The organism is Burkholderia sp. LFS061, from assembly GCF_047978125.1.
GTDB classification, from domain to species: domain Bacteria; phylum Pseudomonadota; class Gammaproteobacteria; order Burkholderiales; family Burkholderiaceae; genus Burkholderia; species Burkholderia pyrrocinia_C.
The window spans coordinates 23,480-49,619 of sequence record NZ_JBFPFS010000033.1 but is presented as its reverse complement, the minus strand read 5'-3'; the positions used below and the strand labels follow the sequence as shown (position 1 = coordinate 49,619).

Genomic DNA, 26,140 nt, shown 5'->3' with positions numbered 1-26,140 from the left:
GGTGTAGCTTACGCGTTTTCCGCGGGCGGCGGATCATCGGTCATCCACCTTTCCCCGTTCAGGATTTGCCGTGCAAAAGACGACCGACGGATGGCTCAGCGGCCTGCTGGGCGTGATCATCTTCAGTGGCTCGCTGCCTGCGACGCGTGTCGCGGTGCAGGGGCTCGACCCGCTGTTCCTCACGTTCGCGCGCGCGACGATCGCCGGCGCGCTCGGCCTGCTGCTGCTCGTCGTGCTGAAGCAGAAGCGGCCGACGCGGGCCGAGACCGTGTCGCTGGCGATCGTCGCGCTCGGGGTCGTGGTTGGTTTCCCGTTGCTGACGGCGCTTGCGCTGAAGCACGTGACGTCCGCGCACGCGATCGTGTTCGTCGGGCTGCTGCCGCTCGCGACCGCGCTGTTCGGCGTGTGGCGCGGCGGCGAACGGCCGCGGCTGCCGTTCTGGATCTTCTCGATCGTCGGCAGCGGCGCGGTGGCTGCGTTTGCGCTGCGCAACGGCGGCCAGGCGTCGGTGGTCGGCGATGCGCTGATGCTGGCCGCGATCGTCGCGTGCGGGCTCGGCTACGCGGAAGGCGCGCGCCTGTCGCGCGATCTCGGCGGCTGGCAGGTGATCTCGTGGGCGCTCGTGCTGTCGCTGCCGCTGATGCTGCCGCTCATGTGGCTTACGTGGCCCGCGTCGTTCGACGGTGTCGATGCCGCCGCACTGTGGGGGCTCGCGTACGTGTCGCTGTTCAGCATGCTGATCGGCTTCGTGTTCTGGTATCGCGGGCTCGCGCTCGGCGGGATCGCGGGCGTCGGCCAGTTGCAGCTGCTGCAGCCGTTCTTCGGCTTCCTGCTGGCCGCCGGGCTGCTGCACGAGACGGTGCCGCCGTCGATGGTCGTCGTGACGGTCGTCGTGGTCGGCTGCGTGGCCGGTGCGAAGTACTTCTCGAAAATGGCGCCCGTGCAGCGCGCGGGGTGACGCTGCTGTGGTGCGGCCGAGCGGTTGCTCCGGGCCGCGACCGCGCGAACCGGCGGCACGCCGAAAAGCAAAACGGCCAGGCTGCCGGTAGCGGCAAGCCTGGCCGTTGGCCTTCGTCACGCCGAAAGCGCGTTACTCGAACGTCTCGAGCGCGAGCAGTTCGCCGATCGTCTGCCGGCGGCGGATCAGCCGCGGCGCGCCGCGATCGACGAGCACTTCCGGCGCGAGCGGCCGGCTGTTGTAGTTCGAGGACATCGACGCGCCGTACGCGCCCGCGTCGTGCAGGAACAGCAGGTCGCCGATCTGCGGCTGCGCCAGCTTGCGGTGCGTGACCACGCCGCCCGCATCCTGCGTGAACACGTCGCCCGATTCGCACAGCGGCCCCGCGATCGCGAGGTCGACGAGCGGCCGGCCGGCCGGCAGCGCGCCGTCGTGCGTGTGCACGGACATCGCGTGGTAGCTGCCGTACATCGACGGGCGCATCAGGTCGTTGAAGCCCGCATCGATCAGCACGAAATCGTGTTTCGGCCGGCGGTTGACGGCCTGCACTTCGGTGACGAGCGTGCCGGCTTCGGCGACGAGGAAGCGGCCCGGTTCGATCTCGATGCGCACCGGGTGGCCGAGGTGCCGTTCGATCCGCTTGCGCGCGGCGTCCCACTGGCTGAAGTAGTGACCGACGTCGACGCGCGGCTCGCCGTCGCGATACGGAATCGACAGGCCGCCGCCGGCCGAGATCGCGTCGATGTCATGGCCGAGCGACGTGACGAGGTCGACCATCGCATCGCACACCTGCGACAGGTGGCCGTAGTCGACGCCCGAGCCGATGTGCATGTGGATGCCGACGAGCTTGAGCCCGTACTGGCGCACGATTTCGATCGCGCGCGGCACGTCGTCGATCCAGATGCCGTGCTTGCTCTGCGGGCCGCCGGTGTTGGTCTTGTTGCTGTGGCCGTGCCCGAAACCGGGGTTGACGCGCAGCCACACGCGGTGGCCCGGCGCGTGCTCGCCGATGCGCGCGAGCATGTCGAGCGAACCCGCGTTCACGGTCACGCCGTGCTTCAGCACGGCCGCGAGCGTCGGACGGTCGATCAGGTCGGCCGTGAACACGACGCCTTCCGGCTCGCCGGCCGGACTGAACCCGGCCGCGAGGCTGCGCTCGATCTCGCCGAGCGACACCGCGTCGACGCACGCGCCTTCGTCGCGCATCAGCTTCAGGATATGGACGTTCGAATTCGCCTTCTGCGCGTAGCGGATCACGTCGAACTGGCGCAGTTGGGCGATGCGGTCGCGGATGACGTCGGCGTCGTACACCCACAGCGGGGTGCCGTATTGCTGCGCGAGCGTCGCGAGCTGGCGGGAATCGAGGGACATGGCGGATGAATCGTGTCGAATGAACGGATAGCGTGAATGATGCGCCTGTTCATCTATACAGTAAAATGCTTGCTATTCGACATTCGATTCATTTCTGATATAGAAGACCATGCTCACGCACCGCCATATCGAGGTCTTTCGCGCGCTGATGGTCACCGGCAGCACGACGCGCGCGGCCGAGATGCTCTATACGTCGCAACCGACGATCAGCCGCGAGCTCGCGCGGATGGAGCAGGTCGTCGGCTTCGCGCTGTTCGAGCGCGCGCACGGCCGGTTGCGGCCGACGATGGCCGCGCTCACGCTGTTCGACGACGTGCGGCTTGCGTATGTGGGGCTCGAGCGCGTCGCGGCGACGGCTGCGCGCCTGCGCGAGTTTCGCGACGGGCAGCTTTCGGTGATCGCGCTGCCGGCGTTCTCGCACGCGATCCTGCCCGGCGCGTGCCGGCGCTTTCACGCGGCCCACGCGGGCGTCAGCGTGTCGGTCGCGACGCAGGAATCGCCGGTGCTCGAGGAGTGGCTGACCGCGCAGCGGTACGACCTCGGGCTGACCGAGCACGACGTCGCGCCGGCCGGCACCGTGCTTACGCCGCTGCTCGAAGTCGACGAAGTATGCGTGCTGCCCGACGGCCATCCGCTGCTCGCGCAGGACGCGATCGATCTGCTGGATCTCGCCGATCGGCCGTTCGTGAGCCTGTCGCTGAACGATCCGTATCGCATTCTGATCGACGAGGCGTTTGCTCAGCTGGGCGTCGCGCCGCGCTCGGTGGTCGACACGCCGTCGGCCGTGTCGGTGTGCGCGTTCGTGCGGCAGGGGCTCGGCGCCGCGATCGTCAATCCGCTGACCGCGCTCGATTTCGTCGGCCGCGACCTGCACGTGCGGCCGCTCACGCGGTCGTTCCCGTATCGGGTCAGCATGATCGTGCCCGAGCACCGGCCGAAGAACCTGCTCGTCGATGCGTTTGCCGATGCGTTGCGCGGCGAGGCGAAAGCGATCCGTCGCCGGCTGGCCGCGCACCTCGGTTAAACAGCGCCGTATGATGGGCGTTTTTTGCCGCTATCGTCCCAACTTTTCGGAACTCCGTCATGACCGCCGCATCGCCTTCCATCGAACCACCGCCCCTCATCGGCGAGCGCGTCGAACTGCGGCCGCTTGAAGCGTCGGACCGGCAGGCGCTGCTCGATGCCGCCGCGGACGGCCAGTTGTGGAACCTGAAGGTCACGGTCGTGCCGGGCGCGGAGACGATCGACGCGTATCTCGACACGGCATTGCAGGGGCGCGCGGCCGGCACCGTGATGCCGTTTGCGATCGTCGATCGCGCATCGGGCCGCGTGATCGGCAGCACGCGCTTCTGGAAGATCGATCGCAAGAATCGCAAGCTCGAGATCGGCCATACGTGGCTGAGCGAATCGGCGCAGCGCACGCGCGCGAATACCGAAGCGAAGTGGCTGTTGCTGACCTATGCGTTCGACACGTTGCACTGCGTGCGCGTGCAGTTCACGACCGACGAGCTGAACGAGAAATCGCGCGCGGCGATTCTGCGGCTCGGCGCGAAGCAGGAAGGGATCGTGCGTCACGAACGGATCATGCCGGACGGCCGCAAGCGCAATTCGGTGCGCTTCAGCATCATCGACGAAGAATGGCCGGACGTGCGTGGGCGGTTGATGGCGAAGCTTGCGACGTAACGCATGACGCGTGACGTGCGGCGCGCGTATTCGCGGGTCGGCCGATCAGATGTGCATCGCGCAGCCGGCAGGGGACGCGGCTGCGCGACGACAGGGGAAGCGGTGCGCCGCGCACGACGCGCGGCGCTGCATCGTTACTGCGCCGATGCGAGGTGGTGACGCTCCGCGAGTTTCTGCGCGTCCGCGTAGTGCTTCTGCAGAATCGGCAGCGACTGGCGTGCGACTTCCTTCAGCTTCGTGTCGCGGCCCGATGCGATTTCGGCCTGGAATGCCGAGATCGTCTTCTGCTGGCTGGCGAGCGCGACCTGCTCGATATACGCCTTGTCGAACTCGGCGCCGCGCAGGCTCTTGATGCTATTCAGCACGGTCGTGTCGGGGTCGTTGGCCGGCACGTCGACGCCGCGCGGGCTTGCAGCGCGCATCGCCTGGATGATCTTTTCATCGTCGGCCGACACGCGCTGCGCGAAGGCCTTGACCTGGCTGTCCGACGTGCGCGCATCGGCGATGCGTGCCGCGTCGTGCTGCGTCGACACGGTCTTCGTGCCGTCCGTGATGAAGGCCTGGTCGGCTTCGTGAATGCGCGTCGCGGCAGCGGCCGGTGCGGCGGGCGCTGCGGGTGCCGGTTGCGCGGTTTGCGCGGTCGCCGTCACGGCGACGAGAAGCAGGCCAGCGGCAGACAAGGCAAGGCGCGAGATGTGGGGAAAGCGGTTCATGGGACCTCCTTTCGATCGGGGCTCTGGTTAAAAAACGGATGACGTGATCCGTAGCTGTGCGAGAGACCGGGCGCGCCCGGGCCGGATTCGACCGCCGCTCTGCCGCGGCGCCGGTCGAAGTGTGTCCCGGCCCGAATGATTCTAGGAGAGCGGTCGGGTAGCAGGTGCAACCGCGCTGTGGTTTGTGTAACGGTTGGTAAGACGCATCGATGAGCAGGTGTGCGTGCCGGTATTGCGTACCTGGTGCACGCGTGGCGGCGGCAATTTTTGCGCGTGTGCGGCGTGCGGGATGCACGTGCGTGTCATCTGCATTTCATCGTCGTGCTGCCGTTACCGTGTCGTGCGCGCCGAGCGACGTGACGACTTGCGCGTGCGATGCGCTTGAATGCGTCACACGCGATCGAGCAGTGCATCGAGGCGCGGCAGCAACGGCGTCGCGCAATGCGCCTGCAACGCGTCGGGTGCGGTGTAGCCCCACGCGACACCCTGGAATGCGATGTGCGCGCGTCGTGCCGCGTCGGCATCGCGGATTTCGTCGCCGACGTACAGCACTTCGTCGGCGCGCACGCCGGCCTCGCGAACGAGCGCGCGCAGGCGACGTGCCTTGCCGAACAGCGGAATGCCGCACGCGAAGGTGTCGACGCGGCCGCTGGCACGCGGGCCGAGCCGGTCACGCACGATGTCCTCGGTATTCGACGTGGCGATCGCAATGCGGATGCCGCGCGCGGCGAGCGCGTCGAACGTGTCGTCGACGCCGGGGAACAGCATCACTTGCGCGATGCGCGGCTTCATCAGGCGGCGCATGTCGATCGTCACGCGTGGCACTTTCCACATCGGCACGTCGAGCGCACGGATGATGTCGCGCGCCGACATGCCGCGCAGTGCCGGGCGCAGCTCGGGCGTCGCGTCGCGAAAGCCGTGCAGGCGCGAAGCTTCCGACAGCGCGGCGAGAAAGCTGTCGAGCGAATCGGCGAGCGTGCCGTCGAAGTCGAAGGCGATGAGGCGGTAGGGCATGTGGCGAGGTGGCGGATTGATCGAGCGGGCTACATCATCCGCCGAAATGCGTGCGCGGGTAAGCGGGCGAATGCGGCGAGCTGTCGCGGTGGGCCGATATCCGGCGGCGAGCACGGGCATTTCGCCTGATACGCGCGCGTTGCCGTCCGGCAAGAGGACTCACCTGTCGTGCAGCAGCGGCGTGGTAGTGCCCGCTTGTAGCCCGCCGCACAGCGCGGTATCGTCGATACTCCGCCTTCCGCCCCCCACCGGAGAACAGACGTGCCCGCAGCCACCCCCGCCACGCTGAGATTTTCCACCGACAAGCGCGAACTCGACGTCGACGCGATCTTCGACTTCCTGCATCGCGACGCGTACTGGTCGCAGGGCATTCCGCGCGACGTGGTCGAGCGTGCGATCGAGGGTTCGCTGTGCTTCGGTGCGTATGTCGGCGACCGGCTCGTCGGGTTCGCGCGGCTCGTCACCGATCACGCGACGTTCGCGTACCTGTGCGACGTGTTCGTGCTGCCGGCCGAACGCGGCAACGGCTACGGCCGCGCGCTGATCGATCACGTATTCGCGCAGGAGATGGTGCAGCGCTTGCGCCGCATCATGCTCGTGACGACCGACGCGCACGAGCTGTACCGGCCGGTCGGCTTCGGGCCGTCCGCGAATCCCGAGCGGCTGATGGAGATCCGCCGTCCCGACATCTATACGAAACGCTGACGCGCGGCGCAGCGCATACAATACGCGCTTTCCGTTTTTGCCGAAGAGAAGCCCGTCATGACCGAACAGGAAGCCGAACAGCTCGCAACGCATCGCCACTACAAGGGCGGGCTGTACCGCTACATCGGCGTCGCCCGCCATTCCGAAACCGAGGAATCGGTGGTCGTGTACGAGCATCTGTGGCCGCACGCGCGCGGCCTTTGGGTGCGGCCGGAAGCGATGTTCAACGGCAACCTCGAAGACGGCACGCCGCGTTTTCGCAAGCTGCGCGACTGAGCGGGCGGCACCGGAGCCGGCGTCTAGCCGGCTCCGCCCGGCTTGTCGTGCGGCGCCTGTTGCCGCAGCGCCATCGTGAAGAAGCGCCGGATTTCATCCATCAGTTCCGCGCGGGCCGACGCGAAATCGAACGCGCGCCGGTTTTCGTGCGCGTAGCGCCGGCGCCAGTCGTCGGCCGCATGCCGTGCTTCGCGTGCGCGCAGATCGTCGAGTTCGGGCGTACGCAGCGCGTGATCGGCGATCAGCGTCACGCCGTCGCGGCCGACCTCCAGCACGCCGCCCGCGACGAGGAGGCGGCGATGCTCGCCGGTCGGCGCGTCGACGAGCGTCACGACGCCGGGCCGGATCCGCGTGAGCAGCGGCGCGTGGTGTGGATAGATCCCCAGTTCCCCGCTTTCGCCCGGGACGACGACGAAATGCGCGTCGCCGGCATACAGCACCGCTTCCACGCTCAGGATGTCGAGCCTCATCGACGTCGTCATGCGCACCCCCTTCAGACCGCCGCCGCGCCGGCGACGATTTCGCACAGCTCGGTGGTGATCTGCGCCTGTCGCGTCTTCTGGTACAGGTGCCGCAGTTCGCGCAGCACGCGGTCGGCGTTGTCCGTCGCGGTCTGCATGCTGAACATCCGCGCGCATTGTTCGCACGCATAGTTCTCGACGACAGCCTGATAGAGCGTTGCCTCGACGTAGCGCAGCAGCAACGTGTCCACTACCGGTTTGGGCGCGGGCTCGTAAAGATAGTCGGATGCCGCCGCGCCGTCGGTCGGCGCGCCGGTGTCGAGTCCGGCGATCGGCAGCATCGCGTCGATACGCGGCTCGTACGCGAGCGGGCTCGTCAGCCGGTTGTAGGCGACGTGCACTTCGTCGAGCTCGCCGTTGACGAACGCGGTCAGCGGCACGAGCAGCGCGCCGAGCAACTGGTCGAAGTGCGGCTCGGCGGCCAGGCCGCTCGCGCGCGCCGTGATGGTCGCGCCGTGGCGCATCAGCGGCGCGATGCCGCGCGCACCGATCACGCTCAGTTCGCACGCGACGCCGGCCCGGTCCCAGCGTTCGAGCGCATCCACGCATGCGACGAGCAACCGCGCATTGAGCGGGCCGCACAGCCCGCGATCGGTGCTGACGACGATCAGGCCGACGCGGCGTACGGGGTCGCGTCGCGCCATCAGTGCCGACACGTGGTCGGGCCGGTCGCGCAGCACGCGTGCGGCCATCGCCCCGATGCGCGCCGCATACGGGCGGAACTCGCGGGCGCGTCGCTGCGCGTTCGCCATCTTGGTGCGCGCCATCATTTCCATCGCCTTGGTGATCGTGCGCGTGGACGACGTACTGGCTATCTTCGAGCGGATTTCGCGTATGTGCATGTCAGGGGGGCGCCGCGGCCATCCGGATGTCATCGTGTGGTTTCATGCTATCGGGACTTCACCTGAAACGATTGACGAGGGTCAAACGATTTCGCCCGGTCTCGCACCAGAATCCGTTTACGTGATCCTCGCGAAGGGGTATTCGATGACCGATTTCCGCCAGCACCAGAAGTACGACGCGCTGATTGCGCGTTGCCGCTCGCTACGCCCGGTGACGGTCGCGGTCGCGCATCCTTGCGACGAGGTATCGCTGCGCGCGGCCGTCGCCGCCGCTCGGGCCGGTATCGTCGTGCCCATCCTGGTTGGACCGACGGCGCGCATCACGGCGCTTGCCGCGACGCTCGGCGTCGACCTGTCCGGCTACCGGCTCGTCGATGCGCCGCACAGCCACGCGTCGGCCGCGCGTGCCGTCGAGCTGGTGCGCTCGGGCGACGCGCAGGCGCTGATGAAGGGCAGCCTGCACACCGACGAGTTGCTGGAGGAAGTGGTGCGCGCCGATACGGGGCTGCGCACCGGGCGGCGCCTGAGCCACGTGTTCATCATGGACGTGCCGACTTACCACAAGCCGTTGTTCATCACCGACGCGGCGGTCAACATCCGTCCGACGCTCGAGCAGAAGGCCGACATCGTGCAAAACGCGATCGATCTCGCGCACGCGCTCGGCATCGGTCAGCCGAAGGTCGCGATCCTGTCGGCGATCGAGACGGTCAGCTCGAAGCTGCCGTCGACGCTCGACGCGGCCGCGCTGTGCAAGATGGCCGAGCGCGGCCAGATCACCGGCGCGCTGCTCGACGGGCCGCTCGCGCTCGACAACGCGATCAGCCCCGAAGCCGCGCGGCTCAAGCATCTCGGTTCGGCGGTCGCGGGCGATGCGGACATCCTGCTCGCGCCCGACCTCGAGGCGGGCAATATGCTCGCGAAGGAGCTGACGTTCCTGGCGAACGCCGATGCGGCCGGCATCGTGCTCGGCGCGCGCGTGCCGGTGATCCTGACGAGTCGCGCCGACAGCGAACGCACGCGCCTGGCGAGCTGCGCGATCGCGGCGCTCGTCGCGGAGGCGGCGCGCACGACCGCGGCGCTCGCGGCCGCGCCGGCCGCTGCGGCCGATGCACACTGACGGAGCCGCGATGCGACATCCCGTGCTGGTCCTCAATGCCGGCTCGTCGAGCCTCAAGTTCTCGGTCTACGACACGCGCGAGGATCGCTCGCTCGATGCGGGCCTGCACGGGCAGGTCGAGAACCTGCATGGCGCCCCGCGTCTGTGCGTGGCCGACGCGCACGGCGCGACGCTCGCCGACAGCCCCGTCGCGCGACCGGGGCACCAAGGCGCGATCGAAGCGCTGCACGCGTGGTTCGCGGCTCACGTCGGGCGGGAGGCCGCGTTCGACGGCGTCGGGCACCGGGTCGTGCACGGAGGCCCGTATTTCACCGCGCCGGTGCGGATCGACACGCGCGTGCTCGATGCAATAGCGTCGCTTTCGCCGCTCGCGCCGCTGCACCAGCCGCATCACGTCGACGCGATCCGCGCGGTCGCCGCGGTCGCGCCGAGCCTGCCGCAGGTCGCGTGTTTCGACACGGCGTTCCATTCGACGATGCCGGCGCTCGAACGGGAGTTCGCGTTGCCGCGCGCGCTGACCGAGCAGGGGATCGTGCGCTACGGTTTCCACGGGCTGTCGTACGAATACATTACGACGGCACTCGCGGGGCTCGATCCGTCGTGGGCGCAGCGCCGGACCGTCGTCGCGCACCTCGGCAACGGCGCGAGCCTGTGCGCGCTCGCGAACGGCCGCAGCGTGGCGACGACGATGGGGTTCACGGCCGTGGACGGGCTGCCGATGGGCACGCGCACGGGCGCGCTGGACCCGGGCGTGATCCTGTACCTGCAGCGTCACGAGGGCCGGTCGCTCGACGAGGTCGAGCATCTGATCTATACGGAATCGGGCTTGCTCGGCGTGTCCGGCGTGTCGAGCGACATGCGCACGCTGCTCGCGAGCGACGCGCCGTCGGCCGCGCATGCGGTCGAGCTGTTCGCGTACCGCGCGGCTCGCGAACTCGCCGCGCTGGCCGGCGTGCTCGGCGGTCTCGACACGCTTGTGTTCACCGCCGGCATCGGCGAGCACGCGCCGCGCGTGCGTGAACGGATCTGCAGCCGCGCGGCGTGGCTCGGCATCGCGCTCGACGATGCGGCGAACGCCGCCGGCCTGCCGGTGATTTCGAGTGACGCGTCGCGCGTGACGGTGCGCGTGATCCCGACCGACGAGAACCTGATGATCGCGCGGCACACGCGCCGCGTGCTGGACGACGCGATCCCTTCCACGCCGTATCCGACCCGGTGAAACCTTCGATGACAGCACGCGACACGTCTTCCCCTGCCGTCAGCGCCCCCGCGCTGCCGATGTTCTGGCCGATGGCCGCCGCCACGGCGATGTTCGCGGCCGGTTCCGAGATCGCCGCGCGCAATCTCCGCTTCCTCGCGGAAGAGGAGAAGCTGCATTTCGAAGTGCATCCGGCGCTGGCATCGACGAACCGGCCGTTGCTGGAACTGCGGACGATGACGTTTCGCGATTATTCGGTCGCGCCGGCGCACGGGCTGCCGACGATCGTCGATGCGCCGTACGCGGGGCACAGCGCGATGATCGCCGACTACCAGCCGGGGCAGAGCCTGATGCAGACGCTGCGCGAGCACGGCGTGACGCGTCTGTACCTGACCGACTGGCGCTCGGCCACCGAGGACATGAAGGACCTCGAGATCGACCAGTATCTGGCCGAGCTGAACGTGTGCGTCGACGAGCTCGGTGGCCGCGTGAATCTCGTCGGGCTGTGCCAGGGCGGCTGGATGTCCGCGATGTATGCGGCGCGTTTCCCGCACAAGGTCGCGAGCCTCGTGCTGGCGGGCTCGCCGATCGACACCGACGCGGGCGACGGCCCGATCAGGCGGATGGTGCACACGTATCCGACGTCGTTCTACGAGGAGCTCGTGGCGATGGGCGGCGGGCTGATGCGCGGGCGCTTCATGCTGCGCGGCTGGAAGAACATGCATCCCGACCAGCACTATCTTGCCGAGCACGTCGACCTGTACGAGCATCTCGACGATCCCGAATACCTGCGCAAGCGCGAGGTGTTCGCGAACTGGTACGAAAGCCCGATCGACCTGCCGGGACGCTGGTACCTGCAGGCGATCGTGCAGATCTTCAAGGAGAACCGGCTCGCGAAGGGCACGTTCGTTGCGCTCGGGCGCACGCTCGACCTGAAGGATGTCGCATGCCCGGCCTATCTGCTCGCGGGCGAGGACGACGACATCACGACGCCGGAGCAGGTGTTCGGGGCGCGCGACCGTCTCGGGACGCCCGCGTCGCGGATCGAGAGCCGGCTCGTGCCGGGCGGCCATATCGGCCTGTTCATGGGGTCGCGCACGCTGAAGGCGGTGTGGCCGGACATCGCGCGATGGATCGCGGCGCAGCGCTAGGCCGGCGCGGATCGACAGGGGGCGGCATGACGTTGCGACACAAGCGGGGGCTCGTCGTCGGCATTGCGAACGAGCAGAGCATCGCGTGGGGATGCGCGCGTGCGTTTTGCCGGGCGGGTGCCACGCTCGCGGTGACCTGGCAGTCGGAGAAGACCTTGCCGCACGTCGAGCCGCTGTTCGAGCAACTCGACGCGCCGATCCGGATGCCGCTCGACGTCGGGCGGCCCGACCAGATGGCGGCGGTATTCGATGCGATCGCGGTGCAATGGGGCGCGATCGATTTCGTGCTGCATTCGGTTGCGTATGCACCGAAGGCCGATCTGCACGGCCGCGTCGTCGACAGCTCGCCGGAAGGCTTCTCGTTGGCGATGGATACCTCGTGCCATTCGTTCATCCGGATGGCGCGGCTCGCCGAGCCGCTGATGACGCAGGGCGGGAGCCTGATGGCGATGAGCTATCTCGGCGCGGAGCAGGTCGTCGCGAACTACGGGATGATGGGGCCGGTCAAGGCCGCGCTCGAATCGAGCGTGCGGTACCTGGCGGCCGAACTCGGCGGCACGGGCATTCGCGTCAACGCGATTTCACCGGGCGCGCTGCCGACGCGCGCGGCATCGGGCCTGCCGGACTTCGACCGGCTGCTCGACGACACCGCGCGCCGGGCGCCGCTGCATCACGCGCTGGACATCGACGACGTCGGCGCGTTCTGCGCGTTCCTTGCGAGCGACGGTGCACGGGCGATCACGGGCGGCACGCACTATATCGACGCCGGCATGCACATGCTCGGCTAGCGTGCCGGCGGCACGCGGCGTCAGGTTTGCGCGAATGCCTGCACGAGGGCCGGCGGCGCGTGTGCGACCTTGACCTCCGGCGTGCCGTGCCACGCCGCGAGCTTCTTCACGGCCTTCGCGACGTCGGCCGCGAGCCCCGTGCCGACCCGCACGCCCGGCTCGACATGCACGGCCTTCAGTTCGAACGTGCCGAGCGTGCGGTGCGCTTTCGCGTCGACGCGGCCGACCAGCCGGCCGCGATGCAGCACGGGCAGGCAGAAATAGCCGTAGCGCCGCTTGTGCCCGGGCGTATAGCACTCGATCGTGTAGTCGAAACCGAACAGCGTCGATGCGCGCCGCCGGTCCCATACGACGGGGTCGAATGGCGACAGCAGCGTCGTGACCGTCGAGCGCAGCGTGTCGGCCGCGGCGGCCGGCAGCAATGCGTCGAGCGAGCGATGCACATAGGCCGGCTCCTTCCAGTCGTCGATCTGCACCGGAATCAGGTCGCCCGCATCCGCGAGCCGTTCCAGCTCCTCGCGATACGAACGGCGCGGCAGCCGATAGTAGTCGGCCACCCAGTCCGCGCGCACGATGCCGAGCGCGCGGCACGTGTAGTCGAGCAGCGCGGGCAGCACGGCTTCGCGCGGCGGCAGGTCGCGCGTGTCGTCCCAGCCGGGCAGCACGCGTTCGCGCACGTCGTACACGCGCTGGAAATTGCGGCGTTCCGACACCATCAGGTCGCCCGTCGTGAACAGCACTTCCAGGTGGCGCTTCTCGGGCTTGCGGTCCCACCAGCCGTTGCCCTTCACGCCATCTTCGCGGACGAAATCGGCCGATCGCACCGGGCCGTCGTCGCGAATCCGCGCGAGCAGCCGCTCGATCTCGTCGCGATTCTGCGCGTGCCACTCGGCCGCGTATTTCCAGCCCATCCCCGACGGATCGAGCATCTTGTAGCGCATCAGGCCGAACTGCTCGATCGGCAGGAAACACGCTTCGTGCGACCAGTATTCGAACAGGCGTGCCTCGGCGAGATGTTCGTCGAGCCACTGCGGCGAGAAATCGCCGAGACGGCTGAACAGCACCAGATACGGGCTGCGCGCGACGACATGGATGGTATCGATCTGCAACTGCGCCATCCGGCGGATCGTATCGAGCACGTCGGCCTTGGTCGCCTTGCGGCGGGGCGGCGTCAGCAGACCTTGTGCGGCGAGATGCAGCGCGCGGGCGGCGGCGGGCGAGAGCGTAAGCATCGGAATGGCGGATGAGGGTGGCGGTCGGCGATCACTTTAGCGCGAAAGCGGCGCGCGTGTGCGACGCGCCGATGCAACGCGTCTGACAATGCTTGACAGATGCGTTTCGCAAGTTTCCCTATAGTGCAGAGCATGGCGCGGCGACAAGTGCGCGCAACGATTCCGCTTCCGACGCACATATGTCCATGGCACGCAGGAAGCGAATCCGGGATTCTCGACCCCCATCGGGAGACCCGGAGCCCTGAGCGGACATCCATGCGGCTGAGCACCGGCCCCGTGTGGATGTCCGCTGATTTTTTTGTTTTTCCGGTTTTCGCCGGCTGCCGCGCGACCTGTCATGCCGCGGCACGCGTTTCCCCCGGCCGCAGCGCGCGGGACAGGTCGTCGTGTTTTGCCGCGCCGCAACGCGGCGAACCGAAATGCTTACCGCTTATTGCCGCTTGCCGCGCGCGACCTCGTCGCCGGCGCCGGGCGGCAGCCGCCGCGTGATCGGAATCGACGCGAACGAGCACATCCCGACCACGACGAACGCGGGCCAGAAATCCGACCACACCATCGCCTGGTGGCCCTGCAGCCAGTGCGACACGTGCAGCACGATACCGGCCACCGTCACGCCGAGCCCGAGCGACATCTGCTGCACCACGCTGCCGAGGCTCGTGGCGCGCCCCGCGTCGCGCGGCGAGATGTCCGCGTAGATCATCGAGTTCAGGCTCGTGAACTGCAGCGCGGGGAAGATGCCGCCGACGAGCACGATCAGCCAGATCGCCCAGGTCGCCATGCCGGGATGGAACACGCCGTACGCGGCGATCGCGAGCCCAGCGAATGCCGCGTTGTAGATCAGCACCGTGCGAAAGCCGAAACGGCGCAGCGTATACGTGGCCGTCGAACGGCTCATCGCGCCGCCGAGCGCGGACGCGCACGTGATGAGCCCCGAATGGAACGCGCTCATGCCGAGCCCTTCCTGCAGCGCGAGCGGCAGCAGGAACGGCACCGCGCCAAGGCCGATGCGGAACAGCGACCCGCCGACGACGCTCGCGTGGTAGGTCGGGATCTTCAGGAAACTGAGGTCGAGCACCGGGCGCTCCTTGCGGCGCGCGTACGGCACGTAGAGCGCGAGCAGCACGGTGCCGGCCACGCACATGACGATCGCGTTCGAGCGCGAGGTGAGCGAGCCGTCGAGCAGCGTAAGGCCCATCAGCAGCAATGCGGCGCCGCTTGCCGACAGCAGGAAGCCGAACCAGTCGAGCGGGCCCGGATCGGGCTCGTGCGTGTTCGCGATGTGCTTGCTTGCGAGATAGATCCCGTAGATGCCGATCGGCACGTTGATGAAGAAGATCATCCGCCAGTGCAGGTAGGTCGTGATGAAGCCGCCGACGAGCGGCCCGACCGTGGGCCCGAACAGCGCGGGAATCGCGAGGTAGTTCATCGCGCGCACGAGATCCGAGCGCGGCACCGCGCGGAAGATGATGATGCGGCCGACGGGCACCATCATCGCGCCGCCGACGCCTTGTATGAAGCGCGCGAACGTGAGCACGCCGAGGGAACTGGAGGCCGCGCACATCAGCGAGCCGACGACGAAGATGCCGATCGCGGTGCGGAAGACGGAGCGTGCGCCGAAGCGGTCGGCGAGCCAGCCGCAGATCGGGATGAACACGCCGAGCCCGACCACGTAGGCCGTGATCGCAACGTTCAGCGTGACGGGGTTGTGCCCGAAGTCCCTCGCCATCGCGGGCAGCGCGGTGACGATGATGTTCGCGTCGACGCTTTCCATGAACAACGCACAGGCAACGATGAGCGGTGCTAGAAAGACGGGCGACATGGGCTGGGCGCGCGGTAAAGACGCCATTATGCCCATATTGTTGTCGATGCGTCACGCGCGACAACACTTGTTCCGCATGTTGCAACAGTCGTTCCTGCTTCCGCGCGCGAAAGAAGAGACGACCGCCGCGCCGGCTGCGGCGCATGACACGACACATGACATCGACCTGTCGCTGCGACCGCGAAACTTGCGTGCGGTGCACGTTTTATGCGACAGTCGGACCCACTCGCAACACAACCTATGACGCGCATCGATCGAGGGCCATCGAGACGAGCGCGCGCGCGAACGAGACCTCGTGCCGAGCCACTCACCATCGAAAGGAGGGGACACGCCATGACGTCACGTCGTGCCGCATCGATTGCATCTCGCTTCTCACGTCGCTTCTCGCGTCATCATGCACCGCGTCATGCGCCGCCCGCGCCGCGTCTGCGCTGGGCCGCCGCACTGGCCGTCGCGTATCTCGCCGTCGCCGGCTGCGCCGCGCAGGCCGACAATGCGAATCAGGCCGCCGCTCAGGCGGCCAGCCAGTCGGCCGTGCCGACCGCGGCCGCGATTGGCGGCCCCGCGTCGGGCACGCTGCTGCCTCCGCCGAGCCAGCTCTACGGCGACCTGTTCGTCGCGGTGCAGACCGCACAGATCTATCCCGACCAAAAGACCTTCGTCGACGCGACGCCCGATACCGATCCCGCGACGATCGTGCAGTTGTATCAGCAACAGAAATCGCAGCCGGGCTTCTCGCTGAAGACCTTCGTCGGCCAGCATTTCACGCCGCCCCCGGAAGGCGGCGTGACGCCGCCGCCGAACCAGACGCTGCGCCAGCACATCGACTGGCTGTGGCCGCAGCTCACGCGCACGAGCGTCACGGTGCCGCAATACAGTTCGCTGATTCCGCTGCCGAAGCCGTACGTCGTGCCGGGCGGCCGCTTCCGCGAAGGCTACTACTGGGATACCTATTTCACGATGCTCGGGCTGCAGGTGTCGGGGCGGGAGGATCTCGTCGACGACATGCTCGACAACTTCGCGCATCTGATCGACACGATCGGGCACATCCCGAACGGCAACCGCACGTACTACGCGAGCCGTTCGCAGCCGCCGTTCTTCGCGTACATGGTCACGCTCGCCGCGCAGGCCGAAGGCGACAAGGTCTACCAGAAATACCTGCCCCAACTGCGCAAGGAGCATGCGTACTGGATGCAGGGCGAAACCACGACGCCGCGTGGGCAGGCCGCGCGCAACGTGGTCGCGATGCCCGACGGCGCGGTGCTGAACCGCTACTGGGACGCGAGCGACACGCCGCGCGACGAGTCGTATCTCGAGGACGTGACGACCGCGAAGTCGACGCCCGGCCGTCCGGCGAACGACGTGTACCGCGACCTGCGCGCAGGCGCCGAAAGCGGCTGGGACTACAGCTCGCGCTGGTTCGGCGACGGCAAGACGCTCGCGACAATCCGCACGACGTCGATCGTGCCGGTCGACCTGAACAGCCTGATGTTTCATCTCGAGACGACGATCGTGAAGGGCTGCGCGGTCACGCGCGACGTCGCATGCGTGACCGACTTCGCGGGGCGCGCGGCACGGCGTGCGGCCGCGATCAACCACTATTTGTGGAACCGCCGCGGCTACTACGGCGACTACGACTGGCAGTTGCGCAAGCCGCGCGACGGCGTGACGGCGGCCGCGCTGTATCCGCTGTTCGCGGGCGTCGCATGGCCCGAGCGTGCGAAGGCGACCGCGCGCGAGGTGCGCAAGACGCTGCTGAAACCGGGCGGCCTCGCGACGACGACCGAGAATACCGGCCAGCAGTGGGACGCGCCGAACGGCTGGGCGCCGCTGCAGTGGATCGCGATCGACGGGCTGCGTCGTTATGGCGAACCGGCGCTCGCGAAGGACATCGGCACGCGCTTCCTCTCCGACGTGAAGCATGTGTATGCAACCGAAGGCAAGCTCGTCGAGAAGTACGTGGTCGAAGGCGCGGGCACGGGCGGCGGCGGTGGCGGCGAATATCCGCTGCAGGACGGCTTCGGCTGGACCAACGGCGTCACGCTGAAACTGCTCGGGCTGTACGGCGAGTGACGCACGGCGCCTGCGGCATGTTCAGCGCGCTGCAGGCGAACGCACGGGCCGGACTGTCGCGCAAGCGGCCGTCCGGCCCGTTTTCGTTTCCGCTTCCGTATGCGGCTTGCATCAGAACGTGATCGTCGTGCGCACGCCGACCACCGTTTCGTCGCCGATGCGCGCACCCGCCGCGTTCGGGTTCGGGATGCCGCCGCCCGGACGGAAGAAGTGCTGCAGGTCGGCTTGCAATTGCCACCACGGCGCGACCTGGTACTGGTAGGTCGCCTCGACGACCGTCTCGGCCCGGCGCACCGGATAACCGGGCGTCGTGTAGGTGCCGGTGTCGCCGTCCACGCCGCGCGCATGCGAGCCGATCTTCGCGTAGCCGACCGCGATGCCCGCGACGTCGTTGTCGCGCCCCTTGAACGGCGCCTTCAGCGTCACGCCTGCATTGGCGGCGAAGTCGACGATATTGCGATCGCCCGGCGCGCCCATCACGCGCGCGAACACGCCGACCGAGCGCGGGCTGTCGTCCGACGGCCGCCAGACCATCTGGTCCGCGACCGCATAGAGCCCGTAGTTGCCGCGATGGGTGGCGGGAATGCCGTTGCTCGCCGGATTCGCGAGCGACAGGCCGTCGGTGCCGTAGCGCGGATCGTTCGCATGCTGCGACTGATACCAGAAGCCAAGCTTGTAGGTGCCCGGCAGGCCGGCCGGTTGCGGCGCCTTCGGGTCGGCCGGCGGCGCGTTCAGCGCGTACTGCACTTCGCCGATCACGAACGCGCCGCTGCGCAGGTTGAAGTTGGTGCCGTGCGCGTTCAGCACCTGCGCGTCGCCGTCGGTGCGGCCGGCCGGGTTGCCGTCGAATACGCCGACCATCGCGGTCCATGCATCGGCCGGCTTCACGCGCAGCCGCACGCCGAGCGATGACAGCGGATACGCGGGGCCGCCGGACGGCAGATCGGTGGATGGCAGCACGGGCCAGCCGAACGTGGCGTTCATGAACGTCGCCGCGTTCTGGCTCACCATGAACTCCTGGTCGACGCTCTGCTGGCCGATTTTCACGTCGACCTTGCCGTCGAGCAACGACTGCTGGTACCAGAGCTCCCACAGGCGCGTAGTCGAATTCGCTTCGATGCCGGTCGCGGTCTGCAGCGTCTGCAGGTAGCGCTGCGTGGCGTTGGTGCCGTGGATCTGCAGCGCCGACACGTTGAACGTGCCGCCCGGCAGGCCGATTGCCTTGCCGGTGTCGACGTTGAAGCCGAATTGCGTGAGCCCCTGGTAGGCTCCGCCGCGCTTCGTGCCGCCGGACGTGTTGTACAGATACTCGCTGGTTTCCTGCAGGCTCAGCGTGACGCCGTGATCGCCGAGCAGGTCGCGCAGGCCGCCCATGTTGCCGAGCAGGTTCGAGCGCTCCCACAGGCCGGTGGGGGCGGGCGCGGCAGCATCGGCGGCCTGTTGTGCGGGAGCGGCGGCGTCGCTGGCGCCGGCCGCCGGTTCGGCCGCGGCCGGCGGCGACGATTGCGCGAATGCGGGCGCGGCGGCAAGCGACAGCAGCAGCGCGGCGAGCGCATTGACGCGCGGCTTGCGCGGAACGGGTTCGAGATGGTTCTTCATGCGGATTCCGTCGGCGATTTGATTAGTTAGACTGAAGAAAAGAATACGTGATGCGGGACGCGTGGCGAGGCGCTCGCGCGGCGGCACATGGCGCGTGGCGCCACCGCGCGCCGAGGGCTTACGGCAGCCAGCCGCCTACGCGCCACACTTGCGCGAAGCCAAGGCGCGATGCAGCCGAGCATAGCAGCGCGGCGAGCGCGACCGCGGCCGCCATCGCGGCGACCAGCATGCAGTCGAGCGGGCGCGGTGCCGCTGGCACGTGGGCGAGTGCCGCGCCGCGCCAGTTGCCGAACGCATGGGCGAGCGGCGAGAGGCCGGAAACGAACGAGCGGTCGCACGCGACGTGCACGATGCGCTTGAGTCTGATCGCGAACGATTGAAAGAACATGACGCTGCCTCCGTCCGGTCCGGCGCAGGCCGGACGACGTGATCGAGCGCGGGCGTATGACGCGGCCTGCGATCGGAGGTTGGAACATGACGGAGCGTGCGACTGATGAACCGGCGATGGCCGGCCCGGGAGGAAGCGCGCTAACCCGACGAATGCGAGCTAGCGGCGAAAGACATGCGTCTGGCTGCTATCTCGCGATGGCTTGGCCGGCCTGGACCGGCATCGAACTGCAACTAGAGCATGTGTCCACGGAGGGACTCCCTTGATGAATTGGGGCGGATTGTAGTCGCGACTTTTGCTGCGGTGCAAGTAAAAAGCGCAGAAAAGACGATGTGTGTGGTGTGCGAGTTGCGGCGGCACGCAGTCGGCAAGCAGAGGGCGCTGCCGGGCGCCTGCCGTTGTTCGCATGCATCGGCGCGTGACCGGTTCGTGACGTGCTGAAAGGTTTCGGTACGTCATTTCAAGGGCAAATCTTTCAGCGTCGCAAGGCGGGAAATTTATTTCTGGAAATGGGGTTTGGAGGGGTTGACTTCACTTTCGGGCGGTTCATAGAATTCGGCATCTTCACTCTTGGGGCCGCCGCCTTGGACGCCTGCAGTAGTCGATCTTCGAACGAAATTTCCGCCTGAGCGACCGACGTCCGCGCCTCATCGAAGCCGCCGTTTGTCCCCCGGGCAAACGGTGCGCGCAGCAGTATTCCGCAGCAACTCCCTACGTGCACCCTGATTCGCGCCGGTTAGCGTGATGCGTTTTCGCATGCGCCGTCCGGATATGCCGCCGCCTGGTATGCGGCCGCGTTCGCGTATGCGTTTTTCATGCGCGCGAACGGCGGCCCGCAAGCCGGACGGCGGTCAACCGTGTTCCCCCGGAACACCGCACAGGAGCCGCCATGAACGACAGTGACAGTTGTCCCTTATGCCCGTTTCACGCACCGACCCTTTTGAACCCGGGTCGCAGGGACACTCCGGCCGACTAGCCTGACACGTCGTTCAGGCCCCGGACTGGCCCCGCGCCCACCACGCGGCCGGCACGCCTGCCGTCGCCGCACGGAGCCAGACCATGACCTTCGGCCTTCTGCTGTCGAACCTGCCGCACGTCGCGGAATCGCGCAACCAATACGACGCGATGCTGACGCTCGATGCCCGTCCGCGGGTGTTCTCCCGCCTGTTGAACCAGCTGAAATCGTTGATCCGCCACTGAAGAAGCGCCGAGCGCGCCTCGGCATGCGCACGCGCGGCTGCCTGCGGGCAGGCCCCGCGTACGCATCCCAAGGTCACACGCTCATCGGATAACCATTAGCCGTACGGAACACATCATGTCCACGCCATCCAACGTCTCTCCACCGATCGTCGCGGAACGCAGCGCCGTGCTCGACGAAGCCCATGTCGGCGACATCCGCGGCGCGCTCGGCACGATCGCGCATCACGACACCGCCGCGCGCGGCACATGGTGGGCGCGGCTGCGCACGCTGCTCGCGATCATCGGCCCGGGCCTCATCGTGATGGTCGGCGACAACGACGCAGGCGCATTCGGCACCTACACGCAGGCCGGCCAGAACTACGGCACGACGCTGCTGTGGACGCTGCTGCTGCTCGTGCCCGTGCTGTACGTGAACCAGGAAATGGTGCTGCGCCTCGGCGCGGTCACGGGCGTCGGCCATGCGCGCCTGATCTTCGAGCGCTTCGGCAAGTTCTGGGGTGCATTCAGCGTGATCGACCTGTTCCTGCTCAATGCGCTGACGATCGTCACCGAGTTCATCGGCATCACGTTCGTGCTGGATTTCTTCGGATTGCCGAAGGTGGCCGGCGTGTGCGTGGCCGCCGCGCTGACGATGGCCGCGGTGAGTACCGGCGATTTCAGGCGCTTCGAGCGGTTCGCGATCGGGCTGTGCGTGCTGAGCCTGCTGCTCGTGCCGGTGCTCGTGTCGATCCATCCGCCCGTCGCGCAGATGACGCGCGATTTCCTCGTGCCGAACTGGCCCGCGCACGCGAAGCTATCGGACGTGATGCTGCTCGTGATCGGCATCGTCGGCACGACCGTCGCACCGTGGCAGCTGTTCTTCCAGCAGAGCTACGTGATCGACAAGCGCATCACGCCGCGCTTCATGAAGTATGAAAAGGTCGACCTGTGGATCGGCATCGCATTCGTGCTGATCGGCGCGGTCGCGATGATCGGTTTCAGCGCCGCGCTGTTCGGCGGGCATCCGGAGGCCGGCAACTTCACCGACGCGGGCGGCATCATCGCGGGCCTCGAGAAGTATGCGGGCCGCACGGGCGCGACGCTGTTCGCGGTGGCGCTGCTCGACGCGTGCATCATCGGCGCGGCGGCCGTGTCGCTGTCGACCGCGTATGCGATCGGCGACGTGTTCAAGATCCGCCATTCGCTGCACCGCGGCGTGTCCGACGCGAAGGGCTTCTATCTCGTGTACTTCGGCATCGTCGCGGCCGCGGCCACGCTCGTGCTGATCCCGGGCAGCCCGCTCGGCCTGCTGACCGAAGCCGTGCAGACGCTCGCGGGCGTGCTGCTGCCGAGCGCGACGGTGTTCCTGCTCGTGCTGTGCAACGACCGCCAGGTGCTGGGGCCGTGGGTCAACTCGACGAAGCTCAACGTGTTCACGGGCGCGGTGATCTGGGTGCTCGTGCTGCTGTCGATCATCCTGACCGCGTCGGTGATGTATCCGGACATCAGCGGCGAAGCGATCGTCGACGTACTGGTGGGCGGCACCGTGCTCGCAATTGCCGGCTATCTCGCGACGGTGCTGATTCGCCGCCACAAGCGAGTCGTCGAACCGGCGCTCGATCGCTCGCTGCGCGACACATGGCGCATGCCGCCGCTCGACACGCTCGAGCCGCAGAACATGACGCTCGCGACGCGGATCTGGATGGCCGTGCTGCGCGGCTATCTGGTGATCGCGGTCGGTCTCGTGATCGTCAAGGTCGTGCAGATGACGCTGCTGAAGTAACGCGGATCGTTTGCCAGGAAGCGGCGCCGGACCCGGCACCGCGCCGCAACCCGCCCATGCCGGCCCGCGAGGCCGGCATGGGCGTTTACACGTTGCACGTTCGCTTTGCGCAAGCGCCGCGCCGCCGTCAGATCAGCTCGAGCTTCGACGTCAGGTACGTGAGCTGGATCCGGTTCGCGACGCCGAAGCGCTTGCGCAGTTTGCGCAGGTGATAGTCGACGTTGTGCGCGCTGGTGTCGAGGCGCCGGCCGATCTCCTTGTCGGATGCGCCTTCGGCGATGCCGAGCAGCAGTTCCTGCTCGAACGGCGTGAGCCCGTTTACCGTACGCTCGCGCGACGTCGCGATCAGTTGCGGCGACGCGAACTTGTGCACCGACAGCCCGATCGACAGCGCCTGCTCGATCGTCGCCGGCGTGATCCATTCGCGCGTGCGGCGCGGCGCGGTGAAGCTCATGAACGCATGCAGCCGCGTGCCGGGCACGGCCATCGAATACATGATGCCGCTGCACATCCCGTCGTCCTGCATCGTCTGCAGGAAACCGTCGAGCGCGGCCGGCGTCACGCACGGGCCGGCGTCGCGCTCGCGGTGTTCGCGGCGCAGCTGCTGCAGGTCCCACACGATCGGCATGTTGCACACGCGCGCGCCGAGCGTGCGCGGATCGACGTCGTGATGGTTGTGCCGCACATAGTCGCCGCGATAGGTGGCCGGCGTGAACGCTTCGTGCAGGTAGAGACTTTCGACACGCTCGCGCGCGAATTCGAGCGCGAAGTACGCGAACGTCGAGAAGCCTGTCAGGTGCAGCAGGCTCGTGACGATCCGGTTGCGCTCGGCCGTGCTCTGCGCATGCGCGAGCGTATCGGCGACGCCGAGCGTCGGCGCGTGCGGCTGCGCGACTTCGCCGCGCTTGACGTCGTCGCACCAGACGACCTGCACGGTACGCTCCCGCAGCGCGTCCGCGCATGCGCTCGACCCGCGCGACGGGCGGGAAAAGGTCTTGGCGACCGCTTCTTCATGCAATGCAATATCGGACATGAGCCATCCCTCGGAATCGACGCGCATCGCCTGGCGGCGGCCGTATCGTATACGGCATTCGCGGCGGTGCGATCGAGCATCGTTTGATATGCGCCGATCGTCATCCCTGACGAAACGCGGGGGCATTGTACAAAAAATGTCTATGTGCGCGTAATATGCCGTAATACTAATTGCGGCGAAAGGTTCATATTCGCACGCATATAACAACGACCAGAAAATCATAAAGAAAAGACCAGATCGTGACGGGGCGCAGTTTCACATATTGGGAAAGGGCGGGCTCCTCATGACATATGCTGACGGCGCACCACGCGTCGAATGGTTTTCACAGGCCGATATAGCGGCCGCTGCCGCTTATTCGAACGAATATCAGGCAATCGACCGCGACGTTTTTACCGGCATTCAAATTGCACTCGGTAAAACCGACCTTGCTTCGGCCGATTTCGCGCAATGCCATGCGCGATTGCGGCAAATCGGTTTCAGTACGCTCGGTTACGGCGCCTATGAAATGATCGGGCGGCGCATCCTGTGCGCGCATCTGCTGCGCGACCTCGCGCCGGCGACGTTCATGCAGCCGTTTATCGAAGGGATGCTGTACGAGAGCGACCCGCGGTTCGCGCAGGTGCGGCAGAGCGGCTTTCCGGTCGCGTGGCGGCTCGACGAGATCGAGGCGGCCGCGCAGGGCAGCGGCGACCGCAAGGTGCTGGCCCTCGCCGGCCATCTACGGCGCCTGGATCAGCCCCATGCCGATCGCCTTGACGACCGCCTGCACCTTGTTGGCCGCGCCGAGCTTGGCGAGGATGTTGTTGATGTGGAACGTGACGGTGCGCTCGGAGATGTTGAGCTGTTCGCCGATCTCGCTGGCGGTGCGGCCTTCGCTGGTCCAGCTCAGCACCTCGCGTTCGCGCTTGGTGAGCGAGATGCTCGCGGCCGGCGACAGCTTCGGCACGAGGAACCGGCCCATCAGCGAATGCGAGAGATTGGCGAGCCAGTTGGCCTGCAGCGTCAGGCTGTTGATCTCGGCCGGCGTGAGGCGGTCCGAGCGCCGCGCGATGGTCAACAGTCCGAACACGCCGCGCGCGGCCCAGCTCGACTGCGCGACGCCGACCGACATGCCGAAGTCGCGCGCGTCGCGCCAGAGCGACGGTTGCTCCGCCGCATCGGCGTCGGGCCAGATGATCATGTTCGGGCTCGCCGCCCCGTCGCGCACGGTCGGATCGATCTCGATGTAGTTGCGCGCCTGATAGTGCGCCATCCAGCCCGGCGGATAGGTGTCGAAGATCTCGACCAAGGGCTGCGATCCCGGCTGCGGCACGCGGATTCCATAGCAGCAGTACTCGAAGCCGAGACGCTTCGAGTATGCGGAAACCTGGTGAAAGAGCTGCTGCTCGTTTTCCGCCGTATTGAACTGGTGGTAGGCATCCTGCCAGCGTAGTTCCATCTGCGCGCGCACGCGATGAACAGCGGCGTGATCTTCAGCCTGTCGGCGCCGCGCCTCGACCTGCGCGTCGCGGTGAACGTGACGTCGGAGACGCACGGTACCGAATGGATCGACGATCGCGTGATCGGCGGCGCGCTGGCCGTGAGCCTCGCCGTGCATCTACGGCGCCTGGATCAGCCCCATGCCGATCGCCTTGACGACCGCCTGCACCTTGTTGGCCGCGCCGAGCTTGGCGAGGATGTTGTTGATGTGGAACGTGACGGTGCGCTCGGAGATGTTGAGCTGTTCGCCGATCTCGCTGGCGGTGCGGCCTTCGCTGGTCCAGCTCAGCACCTCGCGTTCGCGCTTGGTGAGCGAGATGCTCGCGGCCGGCGACAGCTTCGGCACGAGGAACCGGCCCATCAGCGAATGCGAGAGATTGGCGAGCCAGTTGGCCTGCAGCGTCAGGCTGTTGATCTCGGCCGGCGTGAGGCGGTCCGAGCGCCGCGCGATGGTCAACAGTCCGAACACGCCGCGCGCGGCCCAGCTCGACTGCGCGACGCCGACCGACATGCCGAAGTCGCGCGCGTCGCGCCAGAGCGACGGTTGCTCCGCCGCATCGGCGTCGGGCCAGATGATCATGTTCGGGCTCGCCGCCCCGTCGCGCACGGTCGGATCGATCTCGATGTAGTTGCGCGCCTGATAGTGCGCCATCCAGCCCGGCGGATAGGTGTCGAAGATCTCGACCAAGGGCTGCGATCCCGGCTGCGGCACGCGGATTCCATAGCAGCAGTACTCGAAGCCGAGACGCTTCGAGTATGCGGAAACCTGGTGAAAGAGCTGCTGCTCGTTTTCCGCCGTATTGAACTGGTGGTAGGCATCCTGCCAGCGTAGTTCCATCGTGTCGCGCTGCCGTTCCTCGAGGCGCGCATCGCGCGCATGCGCGGCTTCGCGCTCGGCGACGAGCAGCAACAGGTGCTCGACCGTCTCGTGCACGGGCTGTCCGACCAGGAGATCGCGAGCGCGCTGCGTACGTCGCTGCACAAGGTCGGCCACCATATCCGTTCGCTCGAAAAACTCTTCAACGTGCAGAACCGCGCGCAGCTCGCGTACCTCGCCGCACGGCGCCTTCAGCCCTGACCTGACGCACGCGCGGGCGGCCCGCCGAGCGATGGAAGCGGTTCCGGCGATGCGTGCCCGAACGCGTCGCCGGGTTTCGTAGTCCGATCCGATCGCCGCCGGCAAACGCGCTTTCGCGCTACGAGGTGCATCCCTTTTTC

At 67.5% G+C, this 26,140-nt stretch carries 25 protein-coding genes and 3 pseudogenes; 16 read left to right on the top strand and 12 right to left on the bottom strand.

The features are described from left to right. Positions 1 to 70 precede the first annotated feature (70 nt). A complete protein-coding gene (locus ACNQQL_RS25305; RefSeq protein WP_072444204.1) occupies positions 71 to 958 on the top strand; it encodes a DMT family transporter in 888 nt (295 codons plus the stop codon). Between the two features lie 132 nt (positions 959 to 1,090). Here ACNQQL_RS25305 and lysA read toward each other — a convergent pair whose 3' ends face one another. Further along, positions 1,091 to 2,329, bottom strand: coding sequence for a diaminopimelate decarboxylase (lysA, locus tag ACNQQL_RS25300; RefSeq protein WP_347066492.1), 1,239 nt, complete (start codon positions 2,327 to 2,329; stop codon positions 1,091 to 1,093). A gap of 109 nt (positions 2,330 to 2,438) precedes the next feature. Here lysA and ACNQQL_RS25295 point away from each other — a divergent pair, with 109 nt between their 5' ends. Beyond that, positions 2,439 to 3,353: a LysR family transcriptional regulator gene (locus tag ACNQQL_RS25295; RefSeq protein WP_072444200.1), complete on the top strand. Its 915-nt coding sequence runs from the start codon at positions 2,439 to 2,441 to the stop codon at positions 3,351 to 3,353. Between the two features lie 59 nt (positions 3,354 to 3,412). Beyond that, entirely contained in the window at positions 3,413 to 4,012 is a 600-nt protein-coding gene (locus ACNQQL_RS25290) for a GNAT family protein (RefSeq protein WP_347066489.1), read from the top strand. 134 nt (positions 4,013 to 4,146) lie between these two features. Here the strand turns inward: ACNQQL_RS25290 and ACNQQL_RS25285 are convergent, their stop codons facing one another. Both ACNQQL_RS25285 and ACNQQL_RS25280 read right to left on the bottom strand, forming a co-directional pair. Then, positions 4,147 to 4,725, bottom strand: coding sequence for a DUF4142 domain-containing protein (locus ACNQQL_RS25285; protein ID WP_347066487.1), 579 nt, complete (start codon positions 4,723 to 4,725; stop codon positions 4,147 to 4,149). A gap of 390 nt (positions 4,726 to 5,115) precedes the next feature. Beyond that, positions 5,116 to 5,739, bottom strand: coding sequence for an HAD hydrolase-like protein (locus ACNQQL_RS25280; RefSeq protein WP_072444195.1), 624 nt, complete (start codon positions 5,737 to 5,739; stop codon positions 5,116 to 5,118). Between the two features lie 261 nt (positions 5,740 to 6,000). Here ACNQQL_RS25280 and ACNQQL_RS25275 point away from each other — a divergent pair, with 261 nt between their 5' ends. Further along, positions 6,001 to 6,444 carry a GNAT family N-acetyltransferase gene (locus ACNQQL_RS25275; protein WP_072444193.1) on the top strand — a complete coding sequence of 148 codons (444 nt, stop codon included), beginning with the start codon at positions 6,001 to 6,003 and terminating at the stop codon, positions 6,442 to 6,444. A gap of 57 nt (positions 6,445 to 6,501) precedes the next feature. Further along, positions 6,502 to 6,720 (top strand): DUF1653 domain-containing protein, encoded by a 219-nt coding sequence (locus ACNQQL_RS25270; protein WP_006480837.1) that lies wholly within the window; start codon positions 6,502 to 6,504, stop codon positions 6,718 to 6,720. 23 nt (positions 6,721 to 6,743) lie between these two features. Here the strand turns inward: ACNQQL_RS25270 and atpC are convergent, their stop codons facing one another. Beyond that, entirely contained in the window at positions 6,744 to 7,202 is a 459-nt protein-coding gene (gene atpC, locus ACNQQL_RS25265) for an ATP synthase F1 subunit epsilon (RefSeq protein WP_072444191.1), read from the bottom strand. A gap of 11 nt (positions 7,203 to 7,213) precedes the next feature. Continuing rightward, a complete protein-coding gene (gene atpG, locus ACNQQL_RS25260; RefSeq protein WP_204421501.1) occupies positions 7,214 to 8,083 on the bottom strand; it encodes an ATP synthase F1 subunit gamma in 870 nt (289 codons plus the stop codon). Here atpG and ACNQQL_RS25255 point away from each other — a divergent pair. From ACNQQL_RS25255 to fabI, 4 genes are read left to right on the top strand one after another with little or no spacing between them, the layout of a single operon-like run. Continuing rightward, a complete protein-coding gene (locus ACNQQL_RS25255; protein ID WP_347066482.1) occupies positions 8,076 to 9,200 on the top strand; it encodes a phosphate acetyltransferase in 1,125 nt (374 codons plus the stop codon). The genes atpG and ACNQQL_RS25255 overlap by 8 nt on opposite strands. 10 nt (positions 9,201 to 9,210) lie before the next feature. Then, complete coding sequence (locus ACNQQL_RS25250; RefSeq protein ID WP_072444179.1) at positions 9,211 to 10,419, top strand: acetate/propionate family kinase; 1,209 nt, start codon at positions 9,211 to 9,213, stop codon at positions 10,417 to 10,419. A gap of 8 nt (positions 10,420 to 10,427) precedes the next feature. After that, entirely contained in the window at positions 10,428 to 11,549 is a 1,122-nt protein-coding gene (locus tag ACNQQL_RS25245) for an alpha/beta fold hydrolase (protein ID WP_347066480.1), read from the top strand. Positions 11,550 to 11,575: 26 nt separating this feature from the next. After that, positions 11,576 to 12,337 (top strand): enoyl-ACP reductase FabI, encoded by a 762-nt coding sequence (fabI, locus tag ACNQQL_RS25240; RefSeq protein WP_347066478.1) that lies wholly within the window; start codon positions 11,576 to 11,578, stop codon positions 12,335 to 12,337. Positions 12,338 to 12,357: 20 nt separating this feature from the next. Here fabI and ACNQQL_RS25235 read toward each other — a convergent pair whose 3' ends face one another. Together ACNQQL_RS25235 and ACNQQL_RS25230 are read right to left on the bottom strand one after the other, a co-directional pair. After that, the gene (locus tag ACNQQL_RS25235; RefSeq protein ID WP_347066476.1) at positions 12,358 to 13,569 is read right to left on the bottom strand and encodes a winged helix-turn-helix domain-containing protein; all 1,212 of its coding nucleotides are present in this window, start codon (positions 13,567 to 13,569) and stop codon (positions 12,358 to 12,360) included. A 430-nt stretch (positions 13,570 to 13,999) separates the two neighbouring features. Beyond that, positions 14,000 to 15,388 (bottom strand): MFS transporter, encoded by a 1,389-nt coding sequence (locus tag ACNQQL_RS25230; RefSeq protein WP_347066474.1) that lies wholly within the window; start codon positions 15,386 to 15,388, stop codon positions 14,000 to 14,002. Here ACNQQL_RS25230 and ACNQQL_RS25225 point away from each other — a divergent pair. Continuing rightward, positions 15,339 to 15,632 (top strand): hypothetical protein, encoded by a 294-nt coding sequence (locus ACNQQL_RS25225; protein WP_177318409.1) that lies wholly within the window; start codon positions 15,339 to 15,341, stop codon positions 15,630 to 15,632. The two genes, ACNQQL_RS25230 and ACNQQL_RS25225, sit on opposite strands and share 50 nt — an antisense overlap. 89 nt (positions 15,633 to 15,721) lie before the next feature. Continuing rightward, positions 15,722 to 17,461, top strand: a complete 1,740-nt coding sequence (gene treA / locus ACNQQL_RS25220) for an alpha,alpha-trehalase TreA (RefSeq protein WP_347066472.1) — start codon at positions 15,722 to 15,724, stop codon at positions 17,459 to 17,461. A 111-nt stretch (positions 17,462 to 17,572) separates the two neighbouring features. Here treA and ACNQQL_RS25215 read toward each other — a convergent pair whose 3' ends face one another. Together ACNQQL_RS25215 and ACNQQL_RS25210 are read right to left on the bottom strand one after the other, a co-directional pair. Next, entirely contained in the window at positions 17,573 to 19,060 is a 1,488-nt protein-coding gene (locus ACNQQL_RS25215) for a carbohydrate porin (protein ID WP_347066470.1), read from the bottom strand. Between the two features lie 118 nt (positions 19,061 to 19,178). Further along, entirely contained in the window at positions 19,179 to 19,448 is a 270-nt protein-coding gene (locus ACNQQL_RS25210) for a hypothetical protein (RefSeq protein ID WP_347066468.1), read from the bottom strand. A 1,059-nt stretch (positions 19,449 to 20,507) separates the two neighbouring features. Between ACNQQL_RS25210 and ACNQQL_RS25205 the strand changes: the two genes are divergently transcribed. Together ACNQQL_RS25205 and ACNQQL_RS25200 are read left to right on the top strand one after the other, a co-directional pair. Further along, the gene (locus ACNQQL_RS25205) at positions 20,508 to 20,648 is read left to right on the top strand and encodes a hypothetical protein (protein ID WP_347066466.1); all 141 of its coding nucleotides are present in this window, start codon (positions 20,508 to 20,510) and stop codon (positions 20,646 to 20,648) included. A gap of 115 nt (positions 20,649 to 20,763) precedes the next feature. Next, positions 20,764 to 22,410: an Nramp family divalent metal transporter gene (locus tag ACNQQL_RS25200; protein WP_175959575.1), complete on the top strand. Its 1,647-nt coding sequence runs from the start codon at positions 20,764 to 20,766 to the stop codon at positions 22,408 to 22,410. Positions 22,411 to 22,537: 127 nt separating this feature from the next. Here ACNQQL_RS25200 and ACNQQL_RS25195 read toward each other — a convergent pair whose 3' ends face one another. Continuing rightward, entirely contained in the window at positions 22,538 to 23,443 is a 906-nt protein-coding gene (locus ACNQQL_RS25195) for a helix-turn-helix transcriptional regulator (RefSeq protein ID WP_072442503.1), read from the bottom strand. 283 nt (positions 23,444 to 23,726) lie between these two features. Here ACNQQL_RS25195 and ACNQQL_RS25190 point away from each other — a divergent pair. After that, positions 23,727 to 24,167, top strand: a pseudogene (locus ACNQQL_RS25190) (autoinducer binding domain-containing protein); the annotation flags it as partial. Here the strand turns inward: ACNQQL_RS25190 and ACNQQL_RS25185 are convergent. Further along, positions 24,162 to 24,881 (bottom strand): autoinducer binding domain-containing protein, encoded by a 720-nt coding sequence (locus ACNQQL_RS25185; RefSeq protein ID WP_015877499.1) that lies wholly within the window; start codon positions 24,879 to 24,881, stop codon positions 24,162 to 24,164. The pseudogene ACNQQL_RS25190 and the gene ACNQQL_RS25185 sit on opposite strands and share 6 nt — an antisense overlap. Between ACNQQL_RS25185 and ACNQQL_RS25180 the strand changes: the two are divergent. Next, a pseudogene (locus ACNQQL_RS25180) lies at positions 24,879 to 25,040 on the top strand (DNA-binding response regulator); the annotation flags it as partial. The gene ACNQQL_RS25185 and the pseudogene ACNQQL_RS25180 overlap by 3 nt on opposite strands. Here the strand turns inward: ACNQQL_RS25180 and ACNQQL_RS25175 are convergent. Next, complete coding sequence (locus ACNQQL_RS25175; RefSeq protein WP_015877499.1) at positions 25,041 to 25,760, bottom strand: autoinducer binding domain-containing protein; 720 nt, start codon at positions 25,758 to 25,760, stop codon at positions 25,041 to 25,043. On the opposite strand from ACNQQL_RS25175, the pseudogene ACNQQL_RS25170 reads away from it, so the two are divergent. Then, positions 25,758 to 26,000 (top strand): annotated as a pseudogene (locus ACNQQL_RS25170) (LuxR C-terminal-related transcriptional regulator); the annotation flags it as partial. The gene ACNQQL_RS25175 and the pseudogene ACNQQL_RS25170 sit on opposite strands and share 3 nt — an antisense overlap. Positions 26,001 to 26,140: the final 140 nt, after the last annotated feature.